Source organism: Methylobacterium sp. P1-11 (assembly GCF_008329595.1).
GTDB lineage: Bacteria > Pseudomonadota > Alphaproteobacteria > Rhizobiales > Beijerinckiaceae > Methylobacterium.
This window is the reverse complement of the sequence record NZ_NPKS01000019.1, coordinates 25,819-46,065: the sequence shown is the minus strand read 5'-3', so window position 1 is coordinate 46,065 and position 20,247 is coordinate 25,819. Positions and strand designations below refer to the sequence as shown.

At 70.4% G+C, this 20,247-nt stretch carries 20 protein-coding genes; 5 read left to right on the top strand and 15 right to left on the bottom strand.

Annotated features, from left to right (window positions below; all coding sequences use genetic code 11):
- Positions 1 to 2: 2 nt before the first annotated feature.
- Positions 3 to 797 (bottom strand): transglycosylase SLT domain-containing protein, encoded by a 795-nt coding sequence (locus tag CIW48_RS19445; protein ID WP_149312236.1) that lies wholly within the window; start codon positions 795 to 797, stop codon positions 3 to 5.
- Positions 798 to 956: 159 nt separating this feature from the next.
- Here CIW48_RS19445 and CIW48_RS19440 point away from each other — a divergent pair, with 159 nt between their 5' ends.
- The 5 genes from CIW48_RS19440 to CIW48_RS19420 all read left to right on the top strand — a co-directional run bounded on the left by CIW48_RS19440 (position 957) and on the right by CIW48_RS19420 (position 3,510).
- Positions 957 to 1,166 (top strand): hypothetical protein, encoded by a 210-nt coding sequence (locus CIW48_RS19440; protein WP_149312235.1) that lies wholly within the window; start codon positions 957 to 959, stop codon positions 1,164 to 1,166.
- A gap of 200 nt (positions 1,167 to 1,366) precedes the next feature.
- The gene (locus tag CIW48_RS19435) at positions 1,367 to 1,849 is read left to right on the top strand and encodes a hypothetical protein (RefSeq protein WP_149312234.1); all 483 of its coding nucleotides are present in this window, start codon (positions 1,367 to 1,369) and stop codon (positions 1,847 to 1,849) included.
- A gap of 119 nt (positions 1,850 to 1,968) precedes the next feature.
- Positions 1,969 to 2,199, top strand: coding sequence for a hypothetical protein (locus CIW48_RS19430; protein ID WP_149312233.1), 231 nt, complete (start codon positions 1,969 to 1,971; stop codon positions 2,197 to 2,199).
- A 100-nt stretch (positions 2,200 to 2,299) separates the two neighbouring features.
- A protein-coding gene (locus CIW48_RS19425; protein WP_149312232.1) for an IS630 family transposase occupies positions 2,300 to 3,243 on the top strand; the annotation gives its coding sequence in 2 pieces (ribosomal slippage) (positions 2,300 to 2,636 and positions 2,636 to 3,243; 945 coding nt in all).
- 24 nt (positions 3,244 to 3,267) lie between these two features.
- Positions 3,268 to 3,510, top strand: coding sequence for a hypothetical protein (locus tag CIW48_RS19420; RefSeq protein ID WP_149312231.1), 243 nt, complete (start codon positions 3,268 to 3,270; stop codon positions 3,508 to 3,510).
- Here CIW48_RS19420 and CIW48_RS19415 read toward each other — a convergent pair.
- The 14 genes from CIW48_RS19415 to CIW48_RS19350 form a co-directional block, all read right to left on the bottom strand.
- Entirely contained in the window at positions 3,457 to 6,741 is a 3,285-nt protein-coding gene (locus CIW48_RS19415) for a hypothetical protein (RefSeq protein WP_149312230.1), read from the bottom strand. The genes CIW48_RS19420 and CIW48_RS19415 overlap by 54 nt on opposite strands.
- Positions 6,741 to 8,525: a hypothetical protein gene (locus CIW48_RS19410; protein WP_149312229.1), complete on the bottom strand. Its 1,785-nt coding sequence runs from the start codon at positions 8,523 to 8,525 to the stop codon at positions 6,741 to 6,743. Before CIW48_RS19410 ends, CIW48_RS19415 begins: the two co-directional genes overlap by 1 nt.
- Before the next feature lie 11 nt (positions 8,526 to 8,536).
- The gene (locus tag CIW48_RS19405) at positions 8,537 to 9,817 is read right to left on the bottom strand and encodes a hypothetical protein (protein WP_149312228.1); all 1,281 of its coding nucleotides are present in this window, start codon (positions 9,815 to 9,817) and stop codon (positions 8,537 to 8,539) included.
- 1 nt (position 9,818) lies between these two features.
- Positions 9,819 to 10,241 carry a hypothetical protein gene (locus tag CIW48_RS19400; RefSeq protein WP_149312227.1) on the bottom strand — a complete coding sequence of 141 codons (423 nt, stop codon included), beginning with the start codon at positions 10,239 to 10,241 and terminating at the stop codon, positions 9,819 to 9,821.
- A complete protein-coding gene (locus tag CIW48_RS19395; protein WP_149312226.1) occupies positions 10,242 to 10,547 on the bottom strand; it encodes a hypothetical protein in 306 nt (101 codons plus the stop codon).
- Positions 10,544 to 12,040 (bottom strand): hypothetical protein, encoded by a 1,497-nt coding sequence (locus CIW48_RS19390; RefSeq protein WP_149312225.1) that lies wholly within the window; start codon positions 12,038 to 12,040, stop codon positions 10,544 to 10,546. The genes CIW48_RS19395 and CIW48_RS19390 overlap by 4 nt, the downstream gene beginning before the upstream one ends.
- A gap of 1 nt (position 12,041) precedes the next feature.
- A complete protein-coding gene (locus CIW48_RS19385; RefSeq protein ID WP_149312224.1) occupies positions 12,042 to 12,695 on the bottom strand; it encodes a hypothetical protein in 654 nt (217 codons plus the stop codon).
- A 7-nt stretch (positions 12,696 to 12,702) separates the two neighbouring features.
- Positions 12,703 to 13,341, bottom strand: coding sequence for a hypothetical protein (locus CIW48_RS19380; protein ID WP_149312223.1), 639 nt, complete (start codon positions 13,339 to 13,341; stop codon positions 12,703 to 12,705).
- A 99-nt stretch (positions 13,342 to 13,440) separates the two neighbouring features.
- On the bottom strand, positions 13,441 to 13,833 hold the full coding sequence (locus CIW48_RS19375; protein ID WP_149312222.1) for a hypothetical protein: 393 nt from the start codon (positions 13,831 to 13,833) through the stop codon (positions 13,441 to 13,443).
- A 93-nt stretch (positions 13,834 to 13,926) separates the two neighbouring features.
- Positions 13,927 to 15,024 (bottom strand): N4-gp56 family major capsid protein, encoded by a 1,098-nt coding sequence (locus CIW48_RS19370; protein WP_149312221.1) that lies wholly within the window; start codon positions 15,022 to 15,024, stop codon positions 13,927 to 13,929.
- A gap of 546 nt (positions 15,025 to 15,570) precedes the next feature.
- The gene (locus CIW48_RS19365; protein ID WP_149312220.1) at positions 15,571 to 16,611 is read right to left on the bottom strand and encodes a hypothetical protein; all 1,041 of its coding nucleotides are present in this window, start codon (positions 16,609 to 16,611) and stop codon (positions 15,571 to 15,573) included.
- Between the two features lie 60 nt (positions 16,612 to 16,671).
- Positions 16,672 to 18,630 (bottom strand): portal protein, encoded by a 1,959-nt coding sequence (locus CIW48_RS19360; RefSeq protein ID WP_149312219.1) that lies wholly within the window; start codon positions 18,628 to 18,630, stop codon positions 16,672 to 16,674.
- Positions 18,627 to 19,949: a PBSX family phage terminase large subunit gene (locus tag CIW48_RS19355; protein ID WP_149312218.1), complete on the bottom strand. Its 1,323-nt coding sequence runs from the start codon at positions 19,947 to 19,949 to the stop codon at positions 18,627 to 18,629. Before CIW48_RS19355 ends, CIW48_RS19360 begins: the two co-directional genes overlap by 4 nt.
- The gene (locus CIW48_RS19350) at positions 19,939 to 20,229 is read right to left on the bottom strand and encodes a DUF5681 domain-containing protein (protein WP_149312217.1); all 291 of its coding nucleotides are present in this window, start codon (positions 20,227 to 20,229) and stop codon (positions 19,939 to 19,941) included. The genes CIW48_RS19355 and CIW48_RS19350 overlap by 11 nt, the downstream gene beginning before the upstream one ends.
- Between the last annotated feature and the right edge of the window lie 18 nt (positions 20,230 to 20,247).

Here is a 20,247-nt window from a genome sequence, read left to right as displayed (position 1 = left end):
GGTTAGCGGGTCTTGGCGCCGGGCAGCAGCGCGAAGAAGCGCTGCGCATCGAAGGCGGGGGCCTGCCGGCGGGCCGGGTGCATCTGGACCGGTGCCGGTGCGGCCGGAGCCGCAGCGGCCTGCGCGACCGGGGAGGCGGCCGGCGCATCCGCGGCGGTGAGTGTCCGGAGCAGCGCCGCGACTTGGAGGCTGCGATCCGCCTCGGGAGCCTGCATCGCGGCGCCGCCGGCCGGCGTCACCGAGCCCTCGGTGCCGGCGGCTACCGGGCCGGACAGACCGAAGGCGCCGCGACCGGCCGCGCCGCCCGGCATCGTCATGGCTCGGCCGCCACCGTCGAACTTGCTAAGCCACAACCCGGCGAAGTCCCGGGCCGTCATTCCGGTGTTGCCGCCGTTACCTGTGACGGCCTTGGCGCCGACGAGGTCGGCTGCGGCCGCATCCGGGTTCGCGAGCAGCTTCGATGCGCCGCCGGCACCCTGCTGGTGGGCGAGATAGAGCTCGCCCTGCGTCGGGTCCCGACCAAGCGCCCGCTTCAGTGAAGCGGCGTTGTCGAGGGTGAGCCGGGCGGCGGCCTGCGCCGAAGCGTCCGGGTCGTACGGGTCAGCCAGCCCGTAGGCCGCCGCCGTCTTCGGCATGAACTGGTACAGCCCCGCCGCGCCGGACGGGTTCGAGGCGCCGGGATCCCCGCTGCTCTCAACCTGCGCCATCCGCGCCATGAAGCCGGGGTAGCGCTGATCCAGGCCACTGCCCTGCGCCGCTGCGGCGATCACAGCGGCGACGCGCGGGTCGGTCGGCATGGGCAGGGGTCCTGAAACGCGAAAAGCCGCCCTTGCGGAGCGGCTTTCAGGGTCCGGCGCGCAGCGCTGCGGACGGTGGCTATTTCCCGCGGTTCGCCCGTCGGGTCAAGGGGTGGGCCGGGCGCTGATCGGCGCGGGTGGACGTGCTACCCTAGCGCCATGCCCCGCTGGCTCCAATTCGCTCTCGGCCTTGTCACGCTGGTCGCACTCGCCGCGGCCATCGTTCGCACACTCGCGCGACACCTGCCGGAGGGGATGGAGCGCTGGAGCTACGAGGCGCTGATCCTGGCACTGGCCGTCGCCTTCGTGACGATCATCGTGCGAGCGGCGCGGGGATACCGGTCTCAGCAGACGGATGACGAAACGTGATGCCCCACTGGCTTCGGATCGCCCTGAACCTGACCGTGTTCGCTGGCATCGCGCTAGCAATGTGGGCGTATGCCAGTGGGGCGAAGGCGGTCGCTTAGCCGATCCGCGGCGAGGCTGTGGCAGCGCCATATCGCCCGTCGGATCAAGTGTGTGGCGGACGCGCCATATCCGGCGGGCCGGATGCTCGCGTAGGTTGCCGCATGCGCACCAACTGGCACCGAGCCGCCTTGGCAACCGCTCTGCTCATGACGCCGGCTGCCGGACAAGCGAAGGATATTACAGTTCTCGCTCGGTGCGGAGCGTCAGATGGACAATCCTACTATTTTGAGGGCGGCTTTGTCGGGCCTGGCCAAGGGGGCTGGAAAAAAGACGGCGTTGACGACGGGCGCGTGACCGTATTCCTCAACGAAAACGACCAGCTCGATCTGCTGGTGAAGGACAGGGCAACCACGCGCAGCTATCTCAAAACGGGCTACAAGGTAGGCCTAATCAACTTCGATCAAGCCACTAAGACCATGCTGATCTCTGCTTATGGTGCCGACTTTTCCGAGACCTATCTGATCCGTCAGAATGATTTAGGCGTCGGTACTATGGTCTGGACAATCAGCAAAATCACGCCCGCGATCGCGAAGACAAGCACGATGCAAGCGCCGTGCGGCCCTCAGTACGCGATAAAGCCCTGACGCTGCGCAGTGGCTTCATGACCTCTCGTTAGCCATTGGGGCCGTCGGGATGTGAGTGTGGCGACCGCGCCATCGACAAGGCTCCGCCAGCATGTTGCTCCTTCGTCGTGAGGAGCACCATGAAACACCTCGTTCTACTTCTGGCGATGACCACCACCCTGACCGCCTGCAATTCCGCCAACCGTCCCGGCCGAGGCGAGCTCTTCATGAGCGACGCGGAGGTCACGGCGAAGGATGACGCGATCTGCCGAGGCTACGGCGCTCAACCAGGCGCACCAGAATACATCCAGTGCCGGGCGATACAGGATCAGCGTCGCGACGCGGCCAGAGAGGCGCGCCGGAACGGCTGAGCCGTGCTAGAGCGTTTTCGGTCTGAGCTGAATCGGGTGTGTGGGGTTCACGCGGCGGTGTGGGACTGATTCATTACGTGCTCCAGACGAGGAGCGAGGTATGGGCCGACCCTACAGCCAGGACCTCCGCGAACGCGTCGTCGACGCGGCCGGGACAACGTCGCGTCGACAGGCGGCCGCGCGCTTCGGGGTCGGCGTGGCCACGGCGATCCGCTGGATGGCCGCCCTGACGACGACCGGGACGGTGGCTCCCCGTCCCCAGGGGCGGGCGCGCCGCTCCAAGCTCGACCCGCACGAGGCCTACCTGCGAGGTCTGATCGCCGAGAGGACCGACATCACCCTGGAGGAGATGCGCACTTGCCTGAAGGACGAGCGCGACCTCACGGTCGGGCTCGGCACGCTGTGGGCCTTCCTCGACGCGCGCGGCCTGACCTACAAAAAAAGACAGCCCACGCCGCGGAGCAGGACCGCCCGGACGTGAAGGCCGCCCGCGAGGCGTGGTTCGAGGGCCAGCCCGACCTCGACCCCGCCCGCCTCGTGTTCCTCGACGAGACCTGGACCTCGACCAACATGGCCCGAACCCGCGGACGCTGCCCGCGCGGCGAGCGGCTGCGCTCTCCCGTGCCGCACGGCCATTGGAAGACCACGACCTTCGTCGCGGGCCTGCGCCTGTCCGGGATCGCCGCGCCGTTCGTGCTGGACGGACCGATCAACCGCGACGCCTTCCAGACTTACGTCGCGCGTGTGCTCGTGCCCGAACTCGCCCCCGGAGACGTGGTCATCATGGACAACCTCGGCAGCCACAAGGGGCCGGCCGTCCGCGCAGCGATCGAAGCCGTCGGCGCACGGCTGCTGTTCCTGCCGCCCTACTCGCCGGACTTTAACCCGATCGAGATGGCCTTCTCCAAGCTCAAGGCGCTCCTGCGCAAGGCGGCTGAGCGCACGGTCGAAGGGCTATGGGCCGCCATCGGCCGGCTCATCGACACCATCACACCCGATGAATGCGCCAACTTCTTCGCCGCTGCGGGATATGAGCCAGATTAAACCGAAAACGCTCTAAAGACGCCTATGCCGACCCGCGCCCAGGTCTTCCTCTGCTGGCTGCTCTTCACCGGAGCGATGGCGCTCCTGTCGGTGGTGCTGCACGCCATCGTGCCGCCGGTGATGACCGCCCTTCAGGGATCGATCGGCGTCGGCCCGCTCGGCGTGATCATGCTGGTAGGCTGGCTCGCGCTCGCCCTCTACATCTACCCGCCTCTACTGCGCAGCTGGCTCGCGCGCCGGCGCAGCTCCCGCATTCGCCAGCGATAGCAGCCGGCTCGTGAACAGCTCGGCGTTCTTGCTGCCGGGCGGGGACTTCGACAGCGCCCGCAGGTCCGGAAGCGCCTTCGGATCGAACATCAGGCGCGCGACGGCCTCGCCCGAGTTCAGCATCCGTGCTCGCATCATCGCGTCGCCGATCCCGTGCTTGGCGCCGACCGCGAGACCAGCGACGCCACCCTTTAAGCCACCGGCTGCCGCCCCGGCCACCATGCCGGTGACCGCATCCGAGACCGCCTGCCCGACGTGGGTCTTGCCGGACTGGAATTCCTTCTGGATGGCGTGGTTGAAGGCGGTGTCCGATCCCTTCGCCGGCCGGTAGCCCGTCGCCTCCAGGGTCGTCAGCAGCCGGTCGAGGCCGCCCCAGCGCGTCTCGCCGTCAGGCAGTGCACGGATCACGGCTTCCAGGTTGTGGCGCTGCTGTGCGTTACCCCGGATCGCTGAGGCGAACCCGGCTCCGCCATACTGGGACGCAATGCCCTTCGACTGCTGGGTCGCTTCGTTGAACACCGTCTCCAGATAGGTCCGGGCGAGGCTCTGCGCGGCCGGGGCATCGTTGCGGGCCAGGGCCTGCATCGCGCCTGCCACCTCGATATGGCTGCCCGGGCCCGGGTTCGGCGCGAACAGGGCGCGGGTCGCGGCGGCCACGTCGGGGCGCTGGGCGATCTGGCCGAGCGGCGACGCCTCGATCCGGGCCATGCCCTCGCGCGCCATCGTGAGGCGGGAGAGCCGATCACGCACCTCGGGGAGGGCGTCGAGCACGTCGGCATGCTCGCGCATCGCCGCGCGCAGCGTGTCGGCCGAGAAGTCTCCGTTGGCTCCCGTTGCGCGGTCGAGGATCTGGGTCTCGACGTGCCGGCCGAGGGCTTGGCGCGAGTTCGGGGCCGGCTGGGCCAGCATCTCGCGCGCGGCGGACGGCTGGCCGACGATGCCCGGCACCTGCTCGGCTGGGGTCGCCATGCGGCCGGTGAGATCGTCCCGTCTGACCACGCGGCCGAGCGGGTTGTTGCCGGTGAACGGCTCCAGGGGGGCCGAGTTGGCGGCGAAGTTCGCGTCGGCGGTCGCCACCTCCGGCACGCTCTTCAACTGCGCGTCGAGCGCCGAGCGGGTGGCCTGCAAATCGCGCACCTTCGTCGCGTCGCCGATGTCCTGCGCGGCACGGATGCTGAAGTCGAGCCGCTCGCGGGCATGCAGCAGGCCGGCGACGCTCATGTCGAGGTCGCCGCCGGGCTCCCGCAGGTCGCGGCCGGCCGCCGTCAAGGCGCCCCGCACATCCCCCTTCGCCGTCCGTCCCTGCTCAGCGACGGCGGCAAGGGCCGGGCGCGGGTCGACCTGCCCGAACCGGATGTCGGGGATCTCCTCTGTCACGGTCGGCGTCTTCACGAGCGGCGCGGGCTGCTCGCGCATCGCGTTCACCGTGCGCTCGAACGCGTCGAGGGGCTCGGCGGTCTCGCCGCGCATCAGGGCGCCGAGGGTCCGCGATCGCACGTCGGGGTGAACGCTGGCCGGATCGACGCCGGCAGCACGCAGGTCGCCGTTCAGCCGGTTCTCCGCCTGCGAGAGGGCGGTGGCATATTCGTCCCCGAGCTGCCCAGCGGTCGGACCGGCCCCCATCGCCCGGCTGGAGCCGAGCGGGTAAGACGGGACGCCGCGCTGCTCGTTCTGGAGCTTGCGCAGCAGCTCGGACGAGATGTCCCGGGCCATGCCGCCGTCGGCGTCGGGGCGGAAATACCCCTCCTCGATCAGCCGCTCGCGCCAGAAGTTGTCGATCGACTTCCCGCCCGGCCGCGCGACGTTCCCGAGGCCGGGGATGCCGAACTTGTGCAGGTCGGTGGCCAGCACGTCGCCTTCGAGCGGCAGACCGCCGTTCTGGGCGATGAACCGCCCGAGGCTGACCGGGCCCGCCTCCTGGATGGCTCCATCGGCGCGACCTGGGGGCGGTCCGAGCGGGGCCGGCGCACCATCGGCGAACTGCGGGCGGCTGTACTGCTGCGGCGTCACGATGGGCTCGCCGGGGCGCTCCACCGTGGTCGTGCGCTCGATGCCGACCGTCTCCGGCGCGGCCCGGGCTGCCCGGTAGTCGACGTCCGCCTGCGCCGCCCGGCGCGCCTCCAGCGCATCGGCCACGCCGCGCATCTCGTCCTGGATGATGCGTCCGGCTTGCTCCGGCGTGATCCGGGGGCCGGTCGCCGCGCGCGCCTGCGACAGCGCTGTGCCCTCCGGCGTCTGCATCACACCCTGGCGCGCCGCGGTCTGGACGTCGAAGCCGAGGCCGGTCGGGCTCGCCGGCTCCGCACCGATGCGGTCGAACAGAGCGCGGCCAGCGTTGTCGACCTGCGCCGGACGGGCCGCGTAGAACTCGCCCGCGATCCGGCTGCCCTCACCGCCCGAGTTCGCCGCCACGCGGGCGAGCTGCGAGGCGCGCACCGCCTTCCCGCCGGTGGCTGCGTTCAACGCCTCGTCCACGGAGAGGGCGACCGGCCCTCCTGGGCTGTTCATCGCCCCATCGCGCAGTGACTGGGCCGCGGCCAGCTCGGATTCCGTGAGGCCGTGGGTCGCCTCCCGCAAGAGGTGCTCGCCTGGATTGCCGCCTTTGATCGCGCGCACGACACGGCCGACGCCCGCACCGATGAGAGGACCGCCAGCGCCTAGACCGCCGCCGATGGCAGCCCCCTGCTCGATCGCACCGAGATCGCCGCCGGACCGGACGGCAGCATCGGCACCGCCGAGGCCAGCACCAGACAGTCCGGAAGCCGCCATACGAACGGGGAGCGCAGCGCCCGAGATGCCGAACGCCGCGGGCGCGGCCGCCATCAGAGGGAGCGCGCCGACAACACCACCGCCGATCTCACCGGCACCGGACGCGATCGGATGCTCGGCCGCCGTGCGCTCGCCGAACCGCTCGACGTTCGCCAGCTCGTCCGAGAAGCGCGTGTCGTTCTTCAGCGCGCGAATCCCCGCGGCGGCGCGGTTCGCGCCCGCGAGTAGGTACGGGCCGACGACGGGCACGCCTTCGATGAGCCCGCGCCCGACCGCGGCCGAGGCGTCGCCCGGCTCGGCGGCCGTCGGCGCGTCCGAGAAGCCACGGTGCAGCTTCAGCAGGTCCGCATCCGACATGCCGGCAAGGTCGGCCTTCGGCGCGGCGCCGGCCGTCGCCTGGGGCGCGGCCGCGCTCTGATAGAGGCGCTGCAGCTCGTCGTCGGAGATCTTCGAGAGATCCATCAGCGCATCATCCCGCGGCGGCGCATCTCGGCCTCGACAGCCGCCCGATCAGGGGCGGCCGGCTTGTACTGGTAGACCTCGGGCTGCTCCACCTTGAAGAAGCCCGCGCGCTGCGCCGTCTCCGGCGTCGCGAACCGATCCACGCTCGCGTTGTGGTGGGCGATCGTGTTCTTGGCGAGGATCTCCTGCGCCTCGATGCCGGCGCGCAGGGCTGCCTCGACGCTGGACCGGTCGCCCGACGAGATCGTCTTGCCGAGCTGGAGGTCCATGTTGGTCGTGTGGCCGGACTGGCTGATTGCCTTGGCCAACTCGGCGCTCTTCTGGGTCGCGGCCTGATCGAAGAGCTGCGAGTTGGTCACGTAGCTGTCCGGGATGCCCAAGACCTGTGCGGTGATCGCGCGGGCCTGCGTCCGCCAGTCGGCGCCGGAGCCCGCGATGATCCCCTTGTCGAGCGCTTCCTTCTGCCGGTTGATCGCGGCGATGGTGCCGATGGCGCCTTCGGCCTTCGCCCGGCTCTCAGTGATCGCCTTCACGGCGGCCTGATCCAGCTCGGCGTTGGCCTTCTGAGGTAGCTGGTTCGTGCCCTGCGTCAGGGCGACATGCGGCATGCCCTTCTCGTCGTACGCTCCAGGCGTGCCCGCCGGGGTGCCGGGTGGCGGCTCGATCATCCGGCCATCGGCACCGACCGTGCCCCAGACCCGCGCGCCGCCCGTCGCCGGGGCGACCGGGGTCAGCGCAGACGGACCATCGGTCTCGCCGATCCGGGACTTGTTCACGCCGACGATCGATCCGTCGGGGCGGGTGATGACCTGCACGTCGTCCTTCGCACCAGCGGCGGTGCCCTCGGCCTGCGCCTGCGCGCGGGCCTTGAGCGTCCCGAGGTCCTGCGGGCCACCCGCTACCGGCACGAGACCGGTCGAAGTCCGGACGTAGCCTTCCGGCGCGCCGTAGTTCCCCGAGAGGAAGCTCTTCACGAAGTCGGGGTTGCCCGCGAGCGCGACGGCATCCTCGGCCGACGTGCCGGGCATCTTGGTCATGATGGCGCGGGCGGTCAGGTTCTGGACGCCCTGCTCCTGCTGCGCCTTGCGCGCCTTCAGACCGAACTCGGCCTGGGCCAGCGAGGAGGCCGCGCGCTTTCCTTCGTTGTCTTGGTAGTTCTTCAGGCCGACCGCAGCGCCGCGACCGAACCCCGGCGTCGACATCAGCCCCATCCCGAGCGACATCAACAGGTCGGCGCCGCCGTTCTTATTGAGGCTGCGCAGGCCATCGCCGATCCGGTCGAAAAATGACGGCTCCGCGGCAGAGGTGGCCGTGGCTGGCGCGGGAGAGGAAACACCGGCCGCGTTGGCCGGAGCCGGGGCGGTCGGGGTCGGCAGGCTGCCGAAGCTCAGCGGACGAGTGGGAACGGGCGGTGCGGGTGCCTCGTCATCACCACGCGGTGCGGGCGCAGCAGAAATCGGCATGGCCGGCGCGCGCGAGCCGATGAGGCTTGGGAGCGGGGACCGCGCAGGCTCTGGCGCAGTCGGGGCGTCCATCTGAGGCGGCAGAGCGCCAAACATGCGCAGCGGGGCGCGGGCGGGAGCCTCGGGCTCGGCGGACGGCACCGCGGCGGCGACCTGCGGCTGCATGGTCGGGGCGGTTGGCGGCACGAAGCCGGTGAAGCCTGGTGAGATCGCGGCCGGAACGTCGTCGGCCGAGACATCGACCTGGGGCCGAGCCTGCTGCATCAGACGGGCGATGTCGGCCGGGGAGAGGGCGCCGAACGGCGTGAGACCTGCGGACATGGCTGTGGTCCTCAGATGAATTTCGACGCGACGCTGGCGCCGGCGAGGCCAGCACCGAACAGCTGCTGCATGACACCGGGCTGCGGGATCTTCTGGACCGACGTTCCGCTCGAGGAGCCGCCGAGACCCGCGATCGGGCTCACGAGGCCGGAGTAGAGCCCGAGCTGCTTCCAGGGCGACGCCTGCTGCTCGTCGAAGACCTGCTGGGCAGTGTCGAGCTGCTGCTGGCGATCCGCGTCGAGGGCGGCGCCGACACCGGCCAGCGTCTGACCCGGGCGCTGGAGATTGTCGATGTTCGTCCCGACCATGCCGAGACCCTGGAGCGCCGCGGCCCGGTCCGCCTGCGCGGCCGAGAGCTTCATGCCGGCGGTCTGAATGCCGTTCTGGATGTTCTGATTGTCGATGCCGGCCAGGGCAGTCGCGCCGCCGAGCGCCGTCGTGTTCGTGTCGTTGTAGAGCCCGGCTCCGGAGAGGGCGAGGCCGGCGTTGACCTGCTCGGCGTTGTTGATCGACCCGTAGAGCCCCTGCTGGAGGCTGGTGCGGGCGTTGCGCGAGCTGTCGATCGCCGTAGCCGCCTGCGCCTGCCGGGTGCGCTCATTGTCATAGTCGGTGTAGCGCGCCTGCGTGCCGATCGCGCCGAGGGAGTCGGCGATCGTCGCGGCGTAGCGCCCCGAGCCGGTCCGACCCGCCGCGCCCATCTGCTGGGCGATCTTCGAGGCCGCCTCGCCCTGGCTCCGGCCGATCACCGCGTCGAGGTACGGGTTCGCCCCGCCCAGGAACTTGCCGTCGGCGGCATCCTGCAGCGACTTCTCGGTCTGGGTCTGCCCGGAAAGGCTGTCGAGCAGGCCGGTGTAGCCCGAGGTCGAGAGGTTATAGTCGCCGTTCGTGAGCTTCCGGGCCGTCGAGTAGGCGAGGTTGTTCGGATCGGCCATCGTGTCGGCGAGCTGGCTCACCCGCGACGTGTCGATCTTCCCGACGCTGTCGAGCCCGGAGAGCGCGGACTGGATGCCGGAGGTAGTGCCGCCGCTCGACAGGAGACCCTTCAGGTAGCTGTCACCCGCCTGGGCCGCGCCCTGGCCCGCGCTGGCGCTGCCGGCGATGCTATCCAGCGCGGCGAGCGAGGTGTCCCCGAGGCCGGCATAGCGCTGGCCGCCGTAGACCTGCGAGCCGACGCCCGAGTTGTACGCCGCGGTCGCGCCGGAGAGCACGCCCTGGAGCGCGGGCTGTGCCGGCGCCCACGGGTCGTTGTTCTGCTGCTGGACCGTGGTCTGGGTCTTGGTACCGCCGCCCATGTCAGGCCCCGATGCGCTTCGTGAAGTGGTGGCCGAGCTCGCAGGGCGCGGCGGTGTAGTCCGGCAGCACGCGGGCCCAGCCGCGGCGGCCGACGAACTCGACGGTGGTGCAGCCGAGCTGGGCCGCGCCGCGCTCGACGGCGGCGATGACGGCGCCCCACGGGCCGGCCGCGCGGCCACCGAGGGACAGGACCCAGCAGGAGAGCCGGCCACCGCGGTGCTGGCGGACCTGCGTCACGCCCGCCGCCACGAAGCGGTCGCCGTCGAAGATGCCGACGAGCTGGGCCTCGCCGGCCGAGCACGACGCGAGCAGGCCGGCCACGGTCAGGTCGCAGCGGGGCAGGGCACAGGCGGCGCCCAGGCATGCCTCGACGCGCTCGGCGAGGTCAGGCGCGAGCGGCATCGACAGGGGCTGGAGGCGCATTCAGGCCCGGCGCATCTCGAAGCGGAAGGTGCGATCGGTGGCCGGGTTCAGATCGTGCCCGACCGTGAAGCTGCCGCGGTCGGCCGAGATCAGCCACACCATAGCCTTCGACGCGGCTTCCGTGATCGGAACCCAGCGCGGCAGGGCGCCCACGCTGCAGTTCTCGCAGGGCACCTTCGTGCGCGAGACCCCGTTGGCCAGGGTGAAGGTGTCCGACGAGATCGCGTTGGTGGCCCCGCGCGCGAGATCGTCGATCGCGCGGCTGAAGAGCGACAGGTCCTTCTCGTTCCGGCCGGGGACGTTCATCGCGAACCCTCCGCCGTCGCGTCCGGCTCGATGGCCGAGACGTAGGACCAGGTCGTGCCGGCGGGGATCCGCACCCGGGCGCGGTGGTAGCGGCCCGAAGCGCGGGACGGCGCGATCCGCTCCACGGTCGGACCTGTCTCGGGCAGCCAGCGGGAGGGCACCGAGGCCGCGAGGCTCTCGCGGACACCGATCGCCACGCGCCAGTCGTCTGCATCCGTATCGAGGCGGGCCCCGCGCAGGAAGGCGCGGTTCGGCCGTGCCAGCATGGCGTCGGGGGTCTGCACCACCGCCTCCAGCGCCGGCCCGTCGAGCACGGCAAGCCGGTTGTCGGTCGTCATCACCGCGAGCAGCGTGGCACCGCCCTGGTAGATCGGATCATCGAGCGAGGGCTGGGCTGGATCGTCGATCGAGCCCTCGATGCTGTCGATCGAGGTGTCCGGCGTCGCGGCCGACATGCCGAAGCGGAGCGGCGTATCGAGGAACGACCAGCGGTCGAGGAGCCAGTCGTACAGCAGCGCCTCGCCCAGCAGGGACGGGTCGGACGCGTCGGTGCCGGCGAGCCGGTAGGCGAACAGGATCCGCTCGCCGGTCGGGTCCCGGAACGCCACCGTCATGCCGACGCGCTCCGGGTCGACGCGGCCCTGGAAGAACCGGTTCACCCGCTCGGCACCGATCGGCGTGGACGGGCCGCCGCCGATCACCAGGGCATAGAAGCCGTCGCGGTCGAGGAAGAAGATGCGCGGCCCGACCTTGGCGATGCACCAGGGCGCCACCGCGCCGCGGTTCTCCTCCAGCACCGAGCAGTCGAACACGTTCCCGGAATCCGGGCTCAGCGTCATGCGCCGGATCGCCCGCTCCTGGAAGATCACGCCATACTCGCCGCCCGCAAAGCCGGTCACGGCGCCGCCGTCGGGGAGCTGCTGCTCGTCGCCGGTCTGGTCGAGCTGGCCGAGCGGCCACTGCTCGATGTTCCCGCTGTTGGACCAGCGCACCGTCTGCGGCGTGTCGGGCAGGCCCGCCAGCACCAGGAAGTCGCCGACGACGCCCATGTGGCGGGCCCGGGGCGGACCGCCACCGAGATCCGCGAAGGGCTGCGTGCCGGCCTGGAGGACGTCGATCGTGGCCTTCTGCACCGGTGTGCCGGCCGAGCAGGCGAGCAGCAGCGTGCCGTAGACGACGAAGGACCAATAGTCCCCCGGCGGCACGCTGTAGGAGGTGCTCGGGTTCGTCACCTCGTGCCACGCCTGGTCCGTCGTCTTGTAGACGAACAGGCCCTTCGAGGTGCCGGCCACGTAGATCGGGAAGTTGTAGGTCGGCGAGAACACCGCGATTGCGCCGCGGCACTCCGCCGGCAGGGCGAGCGACAGCGGTACCGGCGCCAGGACCGGGCCGTACCCGTCCGAGCGCGGCACCACGTTGGTCGCGACCGCCGAGACCGAGGCGTCGACCGAGGCCCTGTCGGGCGCGAATGGCGCCAGCTTGATCGGGTCCATGCTACTCGGGCCGCGCCACGGCCTGCGCAGAGGCCTGCAGCTCGGCTGGGCGGCCGGTACGCTTGGCCACCTTCGCCGTGTCGGCCTTGATCCCGAGCGCGGCCAGGACCTGGAGCATCAGGCCGGTGTGCGCCTGGACCGCGGCCGGATCCTTCTGGAACAGGTAGGCCTCCGCCAGGACGGCGTAGAGGTAGGCGTCGGGCGCCTTGGCCAGCAGCCAGTTCTTCGGTGCGTTGGAGGTCAGCGGCGGGATCGCGGCATAGTAGGCCAGCGTCACCACGCCGGGCTTCTCCGGCACCATGCGCACCTTGCCGGCGCGGATCGTGAAGTACTGCGGGTCGCCGCCCGGGCGGTGCCGGAACCGCGCCTCCGGGCTGTCGGCCTCGGCGAAGGTCGGGCGCGCCGTGCGGCCCGAACCGGCCCAGGACACGGCCAGCCACTCAATGAAGTCGGTGGGCAGGTCCATCACGGCGACCGGCGCCGCGGCGGTACCGCCGCTGGCCTCCGTCTCCATCTCGCGCGCGCGCAGGACCGCGTTGAAGTGGCTCTCAGCCAGCGTGATGAAGCCCGGCACAGCGTCCGCGAGGTCGGGACGGGCGATGTAGTCCAGGACGGCGGCCTGGAGGCTCGCCAGATCGGTGATCGGTGCGGCCACGGCTGCCTCAGAGATAGTAGGCCCGCACCTGGCCGGTGGAGGCGATGGCGTTCGAGCGGCCGCGGAGCGCGTTCAGCTCCTCGGCGATGATGTCGCCCTGCTCCTTCGCCATCGCGGGGCTGCGCAGGACGTTGCGGGCGAGGTGCCGCTTCGCCCACGCGGCGATCAGGCTGGAGGCCTCGTCGGTCCAGGCGTTCGCCTCGTCGAGGTCCGGCGCGGGCAGCCGGACATGCGCCATGAGGCGGACCGTCCAGGCATCCGACGGCATCGGCCACAGTCGCAGCGAGCGCTCGAAATACGAGTAAGCGCAGGGTCGCGACTGGCTGGTGGGCTCGTCGCCCTTCTCGATCCAGGCCTCATCGACACGCTGCAGGACGGTCGGGGTCTCGCCGTCGAGCATCACGACGCTGTCGATCGCCATCAGGTCCGGGATCGCACCCGCATCGCCGGCCGAGTAGACGTCCGAGCCGGCGATGGTCTGGAAGGTGACGTACCCTTCGTTGAAGAAGAAGCGGTCCGGCTGGTAGAACCGGATCGCCCGGTCAACGGCCGTCGCGATCTGCGGGCCGAGGTCCGCGCGCTCGATGTCGTCCGCGATCTCCGCGTACAGATCGGCGAGCGTCGGCCGCCCGTCCTGTGTGGGCATCGGGCACCGTCTCCGTCTTCGAGGGCGACGGCGGCGGGGGCTGTTCTGCCTCCGCCGCCAGGGCCGCCGCGCCGAAGTGCAGCAGCATCCACGCCGACATCAGGCGTCGTTGTCCGGGGCGTAGTGGAACACGAGCGTGGCCACGCCGGCCGCCGGGGCTCCGGCGATCGTGCCGTAGATCGGCGAGTCAGCGACGAGGCGGCCCTTCAGGGTCGCGGTGTCGACGCGCTTCACACCGGCCGCGGTGACGGCGGTATCGGCCGCGGCGGCGAGGTCGTTGCCGCCGATGGACGTGCCCAGCGTGAGCGAGGCGCCGGCCGTGAAGGCGGTCTCGACCAGCACGAGCAGCGAGGTGATGAGCGCGCCGGCCGGCAGCGAGGCCGGCATGACGAAGGCGCCGTTGGCGAAGTTCACGGTCTTGCGGATGGTGTGCGAGACCTGCTCGCGCAGCTCGCGCGCGGCCGGCTGCACCGGGGTGACGTTGGTGGCCACGATGGCCTCCTATTCTGGACAGGCAGGGACAGGCGAGGGGCCGGAGCGCTAGGCCCCGGCCCAAGTCAGCCGTCAGGCTGGATCAGCGACCGATCAGGCGTCGGCGGGCTTGGCGTAGGTCGGGATGACGATCGTGCCGAAGTCGTCGCCGTTGAAGGTCGTCTTCTTCAGGCCCCAGATCGCCCAGGCCGAGACCTCGAGGTTGCGCTTGTGGTCGAGCAGCTCTTCGTTCCAGCGGTACCGGGTGTCGCCGCCAGCCTTGCCGTAGGCGATGGTCGCCGCCTGGGCGCCGAGCAGCACCGCGCGGCGGGTGTTGGCGACAGGGGCGAGACCGTCGGCCGAGACGCCCGCCGTGACGTCCTGCGCCTCGCGGAGCACGACGCCGTTATACTCGCCGAGAGCACCCGTGTAGATCGGGCTCTTGCTCGACTGCATGCCGGCCATCGCGGCCTTCTGGATGTCGAGCCACTGGCCGGCGCTGGTGTTGGTGCGGATCGACGTGACCTGCTCGGTGGCGAGGTACATCACGTAGAGCTTACGCCCGCCCACCACGACCGGCCGGATCATGACCTTGCGGTTCACGCCGCCGGTCTTGGCCAGCTCGACCGCCTTGTCGATCAGGTCCAGGGTGAAGATGTCGGCAGAGGTCAGCGCCGCATCGTTGGCGCGGGCGTTCGGGCGGAAGATCCGGCCCGCGGTCGCCGGGGTGACGACGTTGTTGGCGGTGAACTTCTTCGCGCCATTGAGCTGGTTCGCCGGGGTGAAGCCGCAGACGTGGTTGAAGAAGCACACCGTGCGGCGGGTCTGGAACCAGTCGGCGATGCCCGCGCGGGCGGTCTCGCGCAGGTTGAAGGGGACGCGCTGCTGGTCGATCGTGTTCTCCGACTTCACGCCGACGACCTCACCGAGCTCGTCGATGGTGACCTTGTCGGAGTTGATGCCGATCTGCTCGCCGTTACCCTCGGCCACGTCGGACGAGGAGAAGCCCGGGCCGCGGAGCTGCATGCGCAGGCCGAAGGTGACCTGGTCGCCGTTGCCCTTTTTGGTCTCGGTCTTCTCCTGGATCACGGCGTCGTCGCCGGTACCGACCAGGGGATCGATGTCGATGGACTTGTTGGCCTCGGCCGCGAGCTTCTTGCTCCACAGCTTGACGGCCATCGGGTCGTTCTGCCCGAACGCGGTGTAAGACATGGGGGTGCCTCTGAAGGCTGGATTCCGTGGGGGAGGGTTCGTGCGGGCCGTGCGTCGGCGCGCGGACGGAAGCCGGGCCCCAGAAAGACCGTTGGGGACGGGGTCGGACGGGCGCCGTGCGTGGCGCGGACGAAGGCTCTGACGCGGCCGGGCGGATCCTATGCGGGGATCAGTCGAACGACCGGACACGCGCGAGCGCCCCGCCTTGCAGCAAGGTGCGGCACGGGGCCGGACGGAAACTTGGGAAGCGGGGAGACGGGGCCAGCTGGGCCCGCGCGTCTCGCGGCGGTAGTCCTTTGAGCGTGTTCGCCCGTCGGGTCAAGCGGATTGGGCTACGGCACCATCGTTCAGCCAAGCGATCCGCGTCTCGGCACGCTCCCGGGTCGCACAAGCGAACCACACAACACCCAGCGGCCCGTCCCAGACGCAGACATGCGCAGCGAGAACGTTCTCGGGATGATGCTCGTACCGGGCCATCGTCGGACTCTACCGGATGCGCAGCCGTGCAGAAAGCGGCGCGCGAGCTGACCCGCGCGCCGTATCGGATCAGCCGCCCATCAGCGCGCGGATGCGCGCCGGGTTCGCGGCCATCAGCTTCTCAAAGTCCGCCTCGGACATGCTCGACAGCGTCTCCAGCGTGATCTCGCCGGCAGGCTGGCCACCGGCGGCCGAGAGCGAGCGACCCGGGCCGGCCTGTCCGGCGGCGGCGCGCGCAGCCCTATCGGCGGCGGTCTCAGCCGGCGCGGCCGGTGGTGCAGCGGCGGGAGCAGGCTCCGGAGCCTTCGGGGCGAACCCGCGGCTCTTGGCCAGAGCCGCGATCATGGCAGCCGGCGACTGGCCGCGCTGGCGGGCCGTCTGGGCGAGGTTGAACTCCTCCTCGCGCACGGCGTCGATCGCGGCTTTCTGTTCCATGCCGAACAGCGTCAGCTCGGCTACGCGGCCAGCGAAGAGGTGCTCGTAGGCGTCCGCGACCGTGGCGTCCGCCTGCATCGCTGTGCGGAGGTCCTGCTGGTAGAAGCCGATCACCTCGTTCCGCGCCGCCTCGGCCTGGCGGGTCTCCTCGGCCTTCTTCTGGCTCTCGGTGAGCTGGGTCTGGCCGGTGCGCAGCGCCTCGATCTGCTGCTCCAGGTGCTTCGCGTACCCGAAGATGTCCTCGGCCGGGTCCGGCACCTTCACCGGCTCGGGCGTGGCCGCCGGCTGGACCGGGGTGGCGGGGCGCTGCATCGCCTCGGACAGGATGCGCAGGCGCTCGTCGCCACGGGCGAACCGCTCGCGCAGCTCGTCGCGCTCCTTCTCGACCGCCTTCCGACGCTCGCGCTCCTCGTGCAGAGCGCCGTGCGGGACGAACTTGCCCTTCTCGTCGCGCGGCTGGTTCTCCGGTGCGCCCTCGGGCTTGGCGCCTTCCTCACCGGACTCGGGCTCGGCCACGGGCGGCTCGGCAGCGGCCGGGGCAGGCTCGGCGGCCGGCGGGGTCAGACCATCGGACGCGGGGGCTTCCTCGCCGCGCTCGTAGGCCTCGAAGGCAGCCTGCTCCTCGGGCGTGAAGGCGTCATCGCCGCCGCCGATGGCGAGGTCGGTATCGGTCATGTGGTCCTCGTGACGTGAAGGGGACGAAAGCCGGCGTGCGCCGCCGACGGGCGTAAGGGGTCAGGCCGCTGCTTCCGCGGTCTGGGCTGCAGCCTCGGGAGCCGTCAGGAGCTGAGCGAGCTGCACGGCGGCCGAGGCGTGATCCTGATGGGTGAGCGCCTGCTCGCGCCCGGCCTTGGCGTTCTTCAGGTTCGCGCCGGCCGTCATGTCCTGGATACGGGCGACCGCCGTCTGCACGGCGATCTGCTTCTGCTGCTCCTGCTCCGGCGTGTCGGCGCTCTGGGCAAGCAGGTCGCGCATCTTCGCGACGAACGAGGCGGGGAACGGCGAATAGGGCAGGATCTCGAGCAGGACCTGCGGCGTGATCATGTCCTTGATGATCGGCAGGACCGAGGTGAAGGTCTGCCAGACGATCTGCTGCTGGTTCGGCGAGGCCGGAGCGTCGTCGATCACCACGTCGAAATCGCCCATGGTCCGGTCGCGCATCAGCGGCACGACCTTGGCGCCCTCGTCACCCACGATGCGGATCAGGCGTCCGTCCGAGAGGTACGTCTGGATGAAGAACAGGCGCACCCGGCCGATGTGCTTCCGGGCCCGGCGCAGGGAGTCGAACAGCGTCGCCAGGATCGTCATGGCGGCTTGCTTGCGCTGGTACTCCAGCACGCCGGCCTGGTCGTTCTGCTTCTGACCGAGCAGCTCCAGGTTCACGCCCGACGTGTCGCGGATGGAGCCGATGGCGAACTCCATGAGCTGCCAGTGACCCGATGGCAGCACCGGGAGCGGCTTCTCCTTCATGCGAGCCGACATCAGCGCGCCGTCGGAGACCCACGACACCGCGCCGGGCTTGGCGATGCTGGCCTCGAAGGCGCGCTGATCCGGAACCGCGCCCTTCTCCATGATCCAGCCGCCCTTGGACTGGCGGTTCAGCATATCGAGCGTCTGCGACAGCCACTTGTTGGCGAAGCGCTGCGGGTCGCGCATGGGCCGCACGATCCCGAACCACGTTCCCTTGTTGTGGTCGCGGTCGCCGGTCAGGCAGGCGTAGGAGAACTGGTCGCCGGCAGGAGCCGGGCCGTCCTCCAACACCACGGCGCCGAGGAAGGCGCGGCGGTAGACCCGCTTCATCCGGTGGAACACCTTCAGCGGCATGCCGAGCATCTCGGCGCGGCGGGCGAGGACGGCCGCCTGCTTCGGATCCATCTCCTGCGGCTCTCCGGACGTGGGGTCGATCGCCACCGCGACGCGGGCGCGCTCCCACCACTGGCACTCGACGATCGTCACGCGCGAGGACGAGGCGTCGGCATCCTGGCCCGGCCGGTCGATGCGGCGCTCGCCGGGCTGGATCTCGTGATGCTCGCCGTCACCATCACGATCCTCGGCCCAGGCGGCATCGAGGAGCGCGGGATCGACCTCGGGGAACAGCGCCTCGGCTTCCGCCCGGTCCATCGTCTTCGCGCGGAACAGGCGGCGGGCATCGGCGAGGTTCCGCTTCCGGGCCGCGGCGTCCCAGTTCATCTCCAGAGCGTTGACCCGGTCCTCGACATACGCGCCGTCCGGATTGGTCTCATAGTCGAGACGCATCTCGACCCAGCCCATGCCGCAGATCGCGCAGTCGACGAACGCGTCGGATTCCTCGTCCTCCGCCTCGGCCTCGTCCGCGAGGTAGCGCGACGCCTCGGTGAGCAGCTCGTTCTTGGCCGCGTCGCCGATCTCGCGGGGCAGGTACTGGATGTCCTGCCGGCTGTTCACCTCGGAGCCGGCCACGGCCTTGATGACGGGCAGGATCCGGTTGAACGTCACGGGCGGCCGGCCCTGCTGGCGCAGCACGGCCTCGTCCTCGGTGCTCCACTGGCGGCCGGCCACGAAGTCGAAGTCCTCGCGGGCATCCTCGCGCCACTTCGCGGAGGCCTCCCGGTCGGTGCGGTACCAGCCGCGCAGACGGCGCAGCAGCGCCTCGCGGTCGAGCCCAGCCTGATCCACCCCCTCGCCGTCGAGGGCGGGCGCGTCCGTGTCCGTCATGCCGCCCAACCTGATCCTGATGTGCTCTCATCCGCCTCGCGGCGGCGTCGGCGCGCGTAGACGTCGTTCGGACCATCCACCGGCGGATCGTCCTCACGGGGCTCGGCGATGCCGATGGCGAAGTACCGGAAGGCGTCAGCCGTGTGGCTCGCCCAGTCGTGCAGAGGGGCCTTGGAGAAGGCCTGCGTGTTCGGGTCGACGTCGAACCGGTAGTTCCGGAGCGCCTGGAGCCCGTCGGCGCAAGCCTCCTCGTCAAACCAACACCGCGCGAAGATCTTGCGGGCCGCGTCGATGCCGGCGGCGACCGTCAGGCGAGGCGTGATCCGCACCCGGTGCCCCGCCGCCCACATCTGCTGCTCGATCGTGCGCTCGGAGGCGAGCAGCTCGTTCCGGGCGTCATGCGGGAGCCAGTGCTCGCCGTAGACGTAGCCCTTGCCGCCCTGCTCGACCGGAAGCGCCCGCTCCTTCAGCACCTCGAGGTAGTGGCCGAGCGCGTGGCCCCGGTTCTCGTAGAAGTCGATCAGACGGAACTCGAAGCCGACGATCTGGGCGAACCAGATGCTGGTCTTGTCCGCCCGGCCCAGATCCCAGAACGTGTGAACCGGCTTGGTCGGGTCGTACGGGACCTTCGTGAACCGCTTGGCGGTCGCCGCGGCGAGGATCTCGTTCGCGTAGATCGCGCCGTCGAGCACCGCCTTGCAGTTGCCGCCCCAGACCGTCTCGTAGGCGACCGGGTCCCGCTCCTTCAGGTCCAACGCCTCCTGCCGGAGCACGTCGGGGAACCAGGGATTGTCCTCCCAGCCGATCTTCACGACCCGCGCGCCGGTCGGCGGCTTCTTCACGAAGCGCTGGTAGGTCTCGTCCTCCTCCAGCTCCGTGTTGAAGCTGATCCAGATCTCCGAGCCTTCCTTGCGGATGGTCGGGATCAACACGTCCCAGGACGTCTTCGAGACGGTGCGGGCCTCCTCGACCCAGCAGATGTCGACACCCTCGGTCGACTTCACCGAGGCGACGTTGTGCCGAAGCCCCTTGAAGATGAACTCGGTGCCGTTCCGGCCGAGGATCCGCTTCTCCTGGACGTCGTAGAAGCCGTGCAGTCCCAGGAGGTCGATTTGCTGCGCGAACAGCGCGTGCGCCGATTCCGCGATGCTGTTCTGAAACTCACGAGCGGCGAGCACCCGGAGCGGCCGCTGTGCGCCCTGGATCAGAAGCGCCCGGCCGAAGCCCCAGGATTTCGCCCCGCCGCGACCTCCGTAAGCGACCTTGTAGCGCGCCGGCTCGAACAGGAAGTCGAGCTTCTCCGGGAACTCAACCTGCATCGGGCGGCTGCCCGGGCCGGATGAAGGTCACCGTCATGCCGGTCGGGATCGCGCCGCCCTCGCCATCTCCGTCGATGGGCTGGGTCGGCTTGCCGTAGCCGCGATCGAGGATGGCGTTGGCGGCTGCTACGCGGGCGGCCTCGCTCTCACCCGCGGTCGCGATCGCGACCAGGACCTGCAGCGCGGTCTCAGTGTGCGCGCGGGCAAGGTCGCGCACCTTGGCCGAGGCTTTTGGGCGGCCGCCGGGGTTGCCGGACTGGCCGGGCTGGAACTGGCTCATGAGCCTGTTTCGTTCCTG

What these genes read in the sequence shown, in the direction of transcription:
- CIW48_RS19445 (WP_149312236.1), bottom strand. Translation starts at nt 797, where the DNA reads ATGCCGACCGACCCGCGCGTCGCCGCTGTGATCGCCGCAGCGGCGCAG.
- CIW48_RS19440 (WP_149312235.1), top strand. Translation starts at nt 957, where the DNA reads ATGCCCCGCTGGCTCCAATTCGCTCTCGGCCTTGTCACGCTGGTCGCA.
- CIW48_RS19435 (WP_149312234.1), top strand. Translation starts at nt 1,367, where the DNA reads ATGCGCACCAACTGGCACCGAGCCGCCTTGGCAACCGCTCTGCTCATG.
- CIW48_RS19430 (WP_149312233.1), top strand. Translation starts at nt 1,969, where the DNA reads ATGAAACACCTCGTTCTACTTCTGGCGATGACCACCACCCTGACCGCC.
- CIW48_RS19420 (WP_149312231.1), top strand. Translation starts at nt 3,268, where the DNA reads ATGCCGACCCGCGCCCAGGTCTTCCTCTGCTGGCTGCTCTTCACCGGA.
- CIW48_RS19415 (WP_149312230.1), bottom strand. Translation starts at nt 6,741, where the DNA reads ATGGATCTCTCGAAGATCTCCGACGACGAGCTGCAGCGCCTCTATCAG.
- CIW48_RS19410 (WP_149312229.1), bottom strand. Translation starts at nt 8,525, where the DNA reads ATGTCCGCAGGTCTCACGCCGTTCGGCGCCCTCTCCCCGGCCGACATC.
- CIW48_RS19405 (WP_149312228.1), bottom strand. Translation starts at nt 9,817, where the DNA reads ATGGGCGGCGGTACCAAGACCCAGACCACGGTCCAGCAGCAGAACAAC.
- CIW48_RS19400 (WP_149312227.1), bottom strand. Translation starts at nt 10,241, where the DNA reads ATGCGCCTCCAGCCCCTGTCGATGCCGCTCGCGCCTGACCTCGCCGAG.
- CIW48_RS19395 (WP_149312226.1), bottom strand. Translation starts at nt 10,547, where the DNA reads ATGAACGTCCCCGGCCGGAACGAGAAGGACCTGTCGCTCTTCAGCCGC.
- CIW48_RS19390 (WP_149312225.1), bottom strand. Translation starts at nt 12,040, where the DNA reads ATGGACCCGATCAAGCTGGCGCCATTCGCGCCCGACAGGGCCTCGGTC.
- CIW48_RS19380 (WP_149312223.1), bottom strand. Translation starts at nt 13,341, where the DNA reads ATGCCCACACAGGACGGGCGGCCGACGCTCGCCGATCTGTACGCGGAG.
- CIW48_RS19370 (WP_149312221.1), bottom strand. Translation starts at nt 15,024, where the DNA reads ATGTCTTACACCGCGTTCGGGCAGAACGACCCGATGGCCGTCAAGCTG.
- CIW48_RS19365 (WP_149312220.1), bottom strand. Translation starts at nt 16,611, where the DNA reads ATGACCGATACCGACCTCGCCATCGGCGGCGGCGATGACGCCTTCACG.
- CIW48_RS19360 (WP_149312219.1), bottom strand. Translation starts at nt 18,630, where the DNA reads ATGACGGACACGGACGCGCCCGCCCTCGACGGCGAGGGGGTGGATCAG.
- CIW48_RS19355 (WP_149312218.1), bottom strand. Translation starts at nt 19,949, where the DNA reads ATGCAGGTTGAGTTCCCGGAGAAGCTCGACTTCCTGTTCGAGCCGGCG.
- CIW48_RS19350 (WP_149312217.1), bottom strand. Translation starts at nt 20,229, where the DNA reads ATGAGCCAGTTCCAGCCCGGCCAGTCCGGCAACCCCGGCGGCCGCCCA.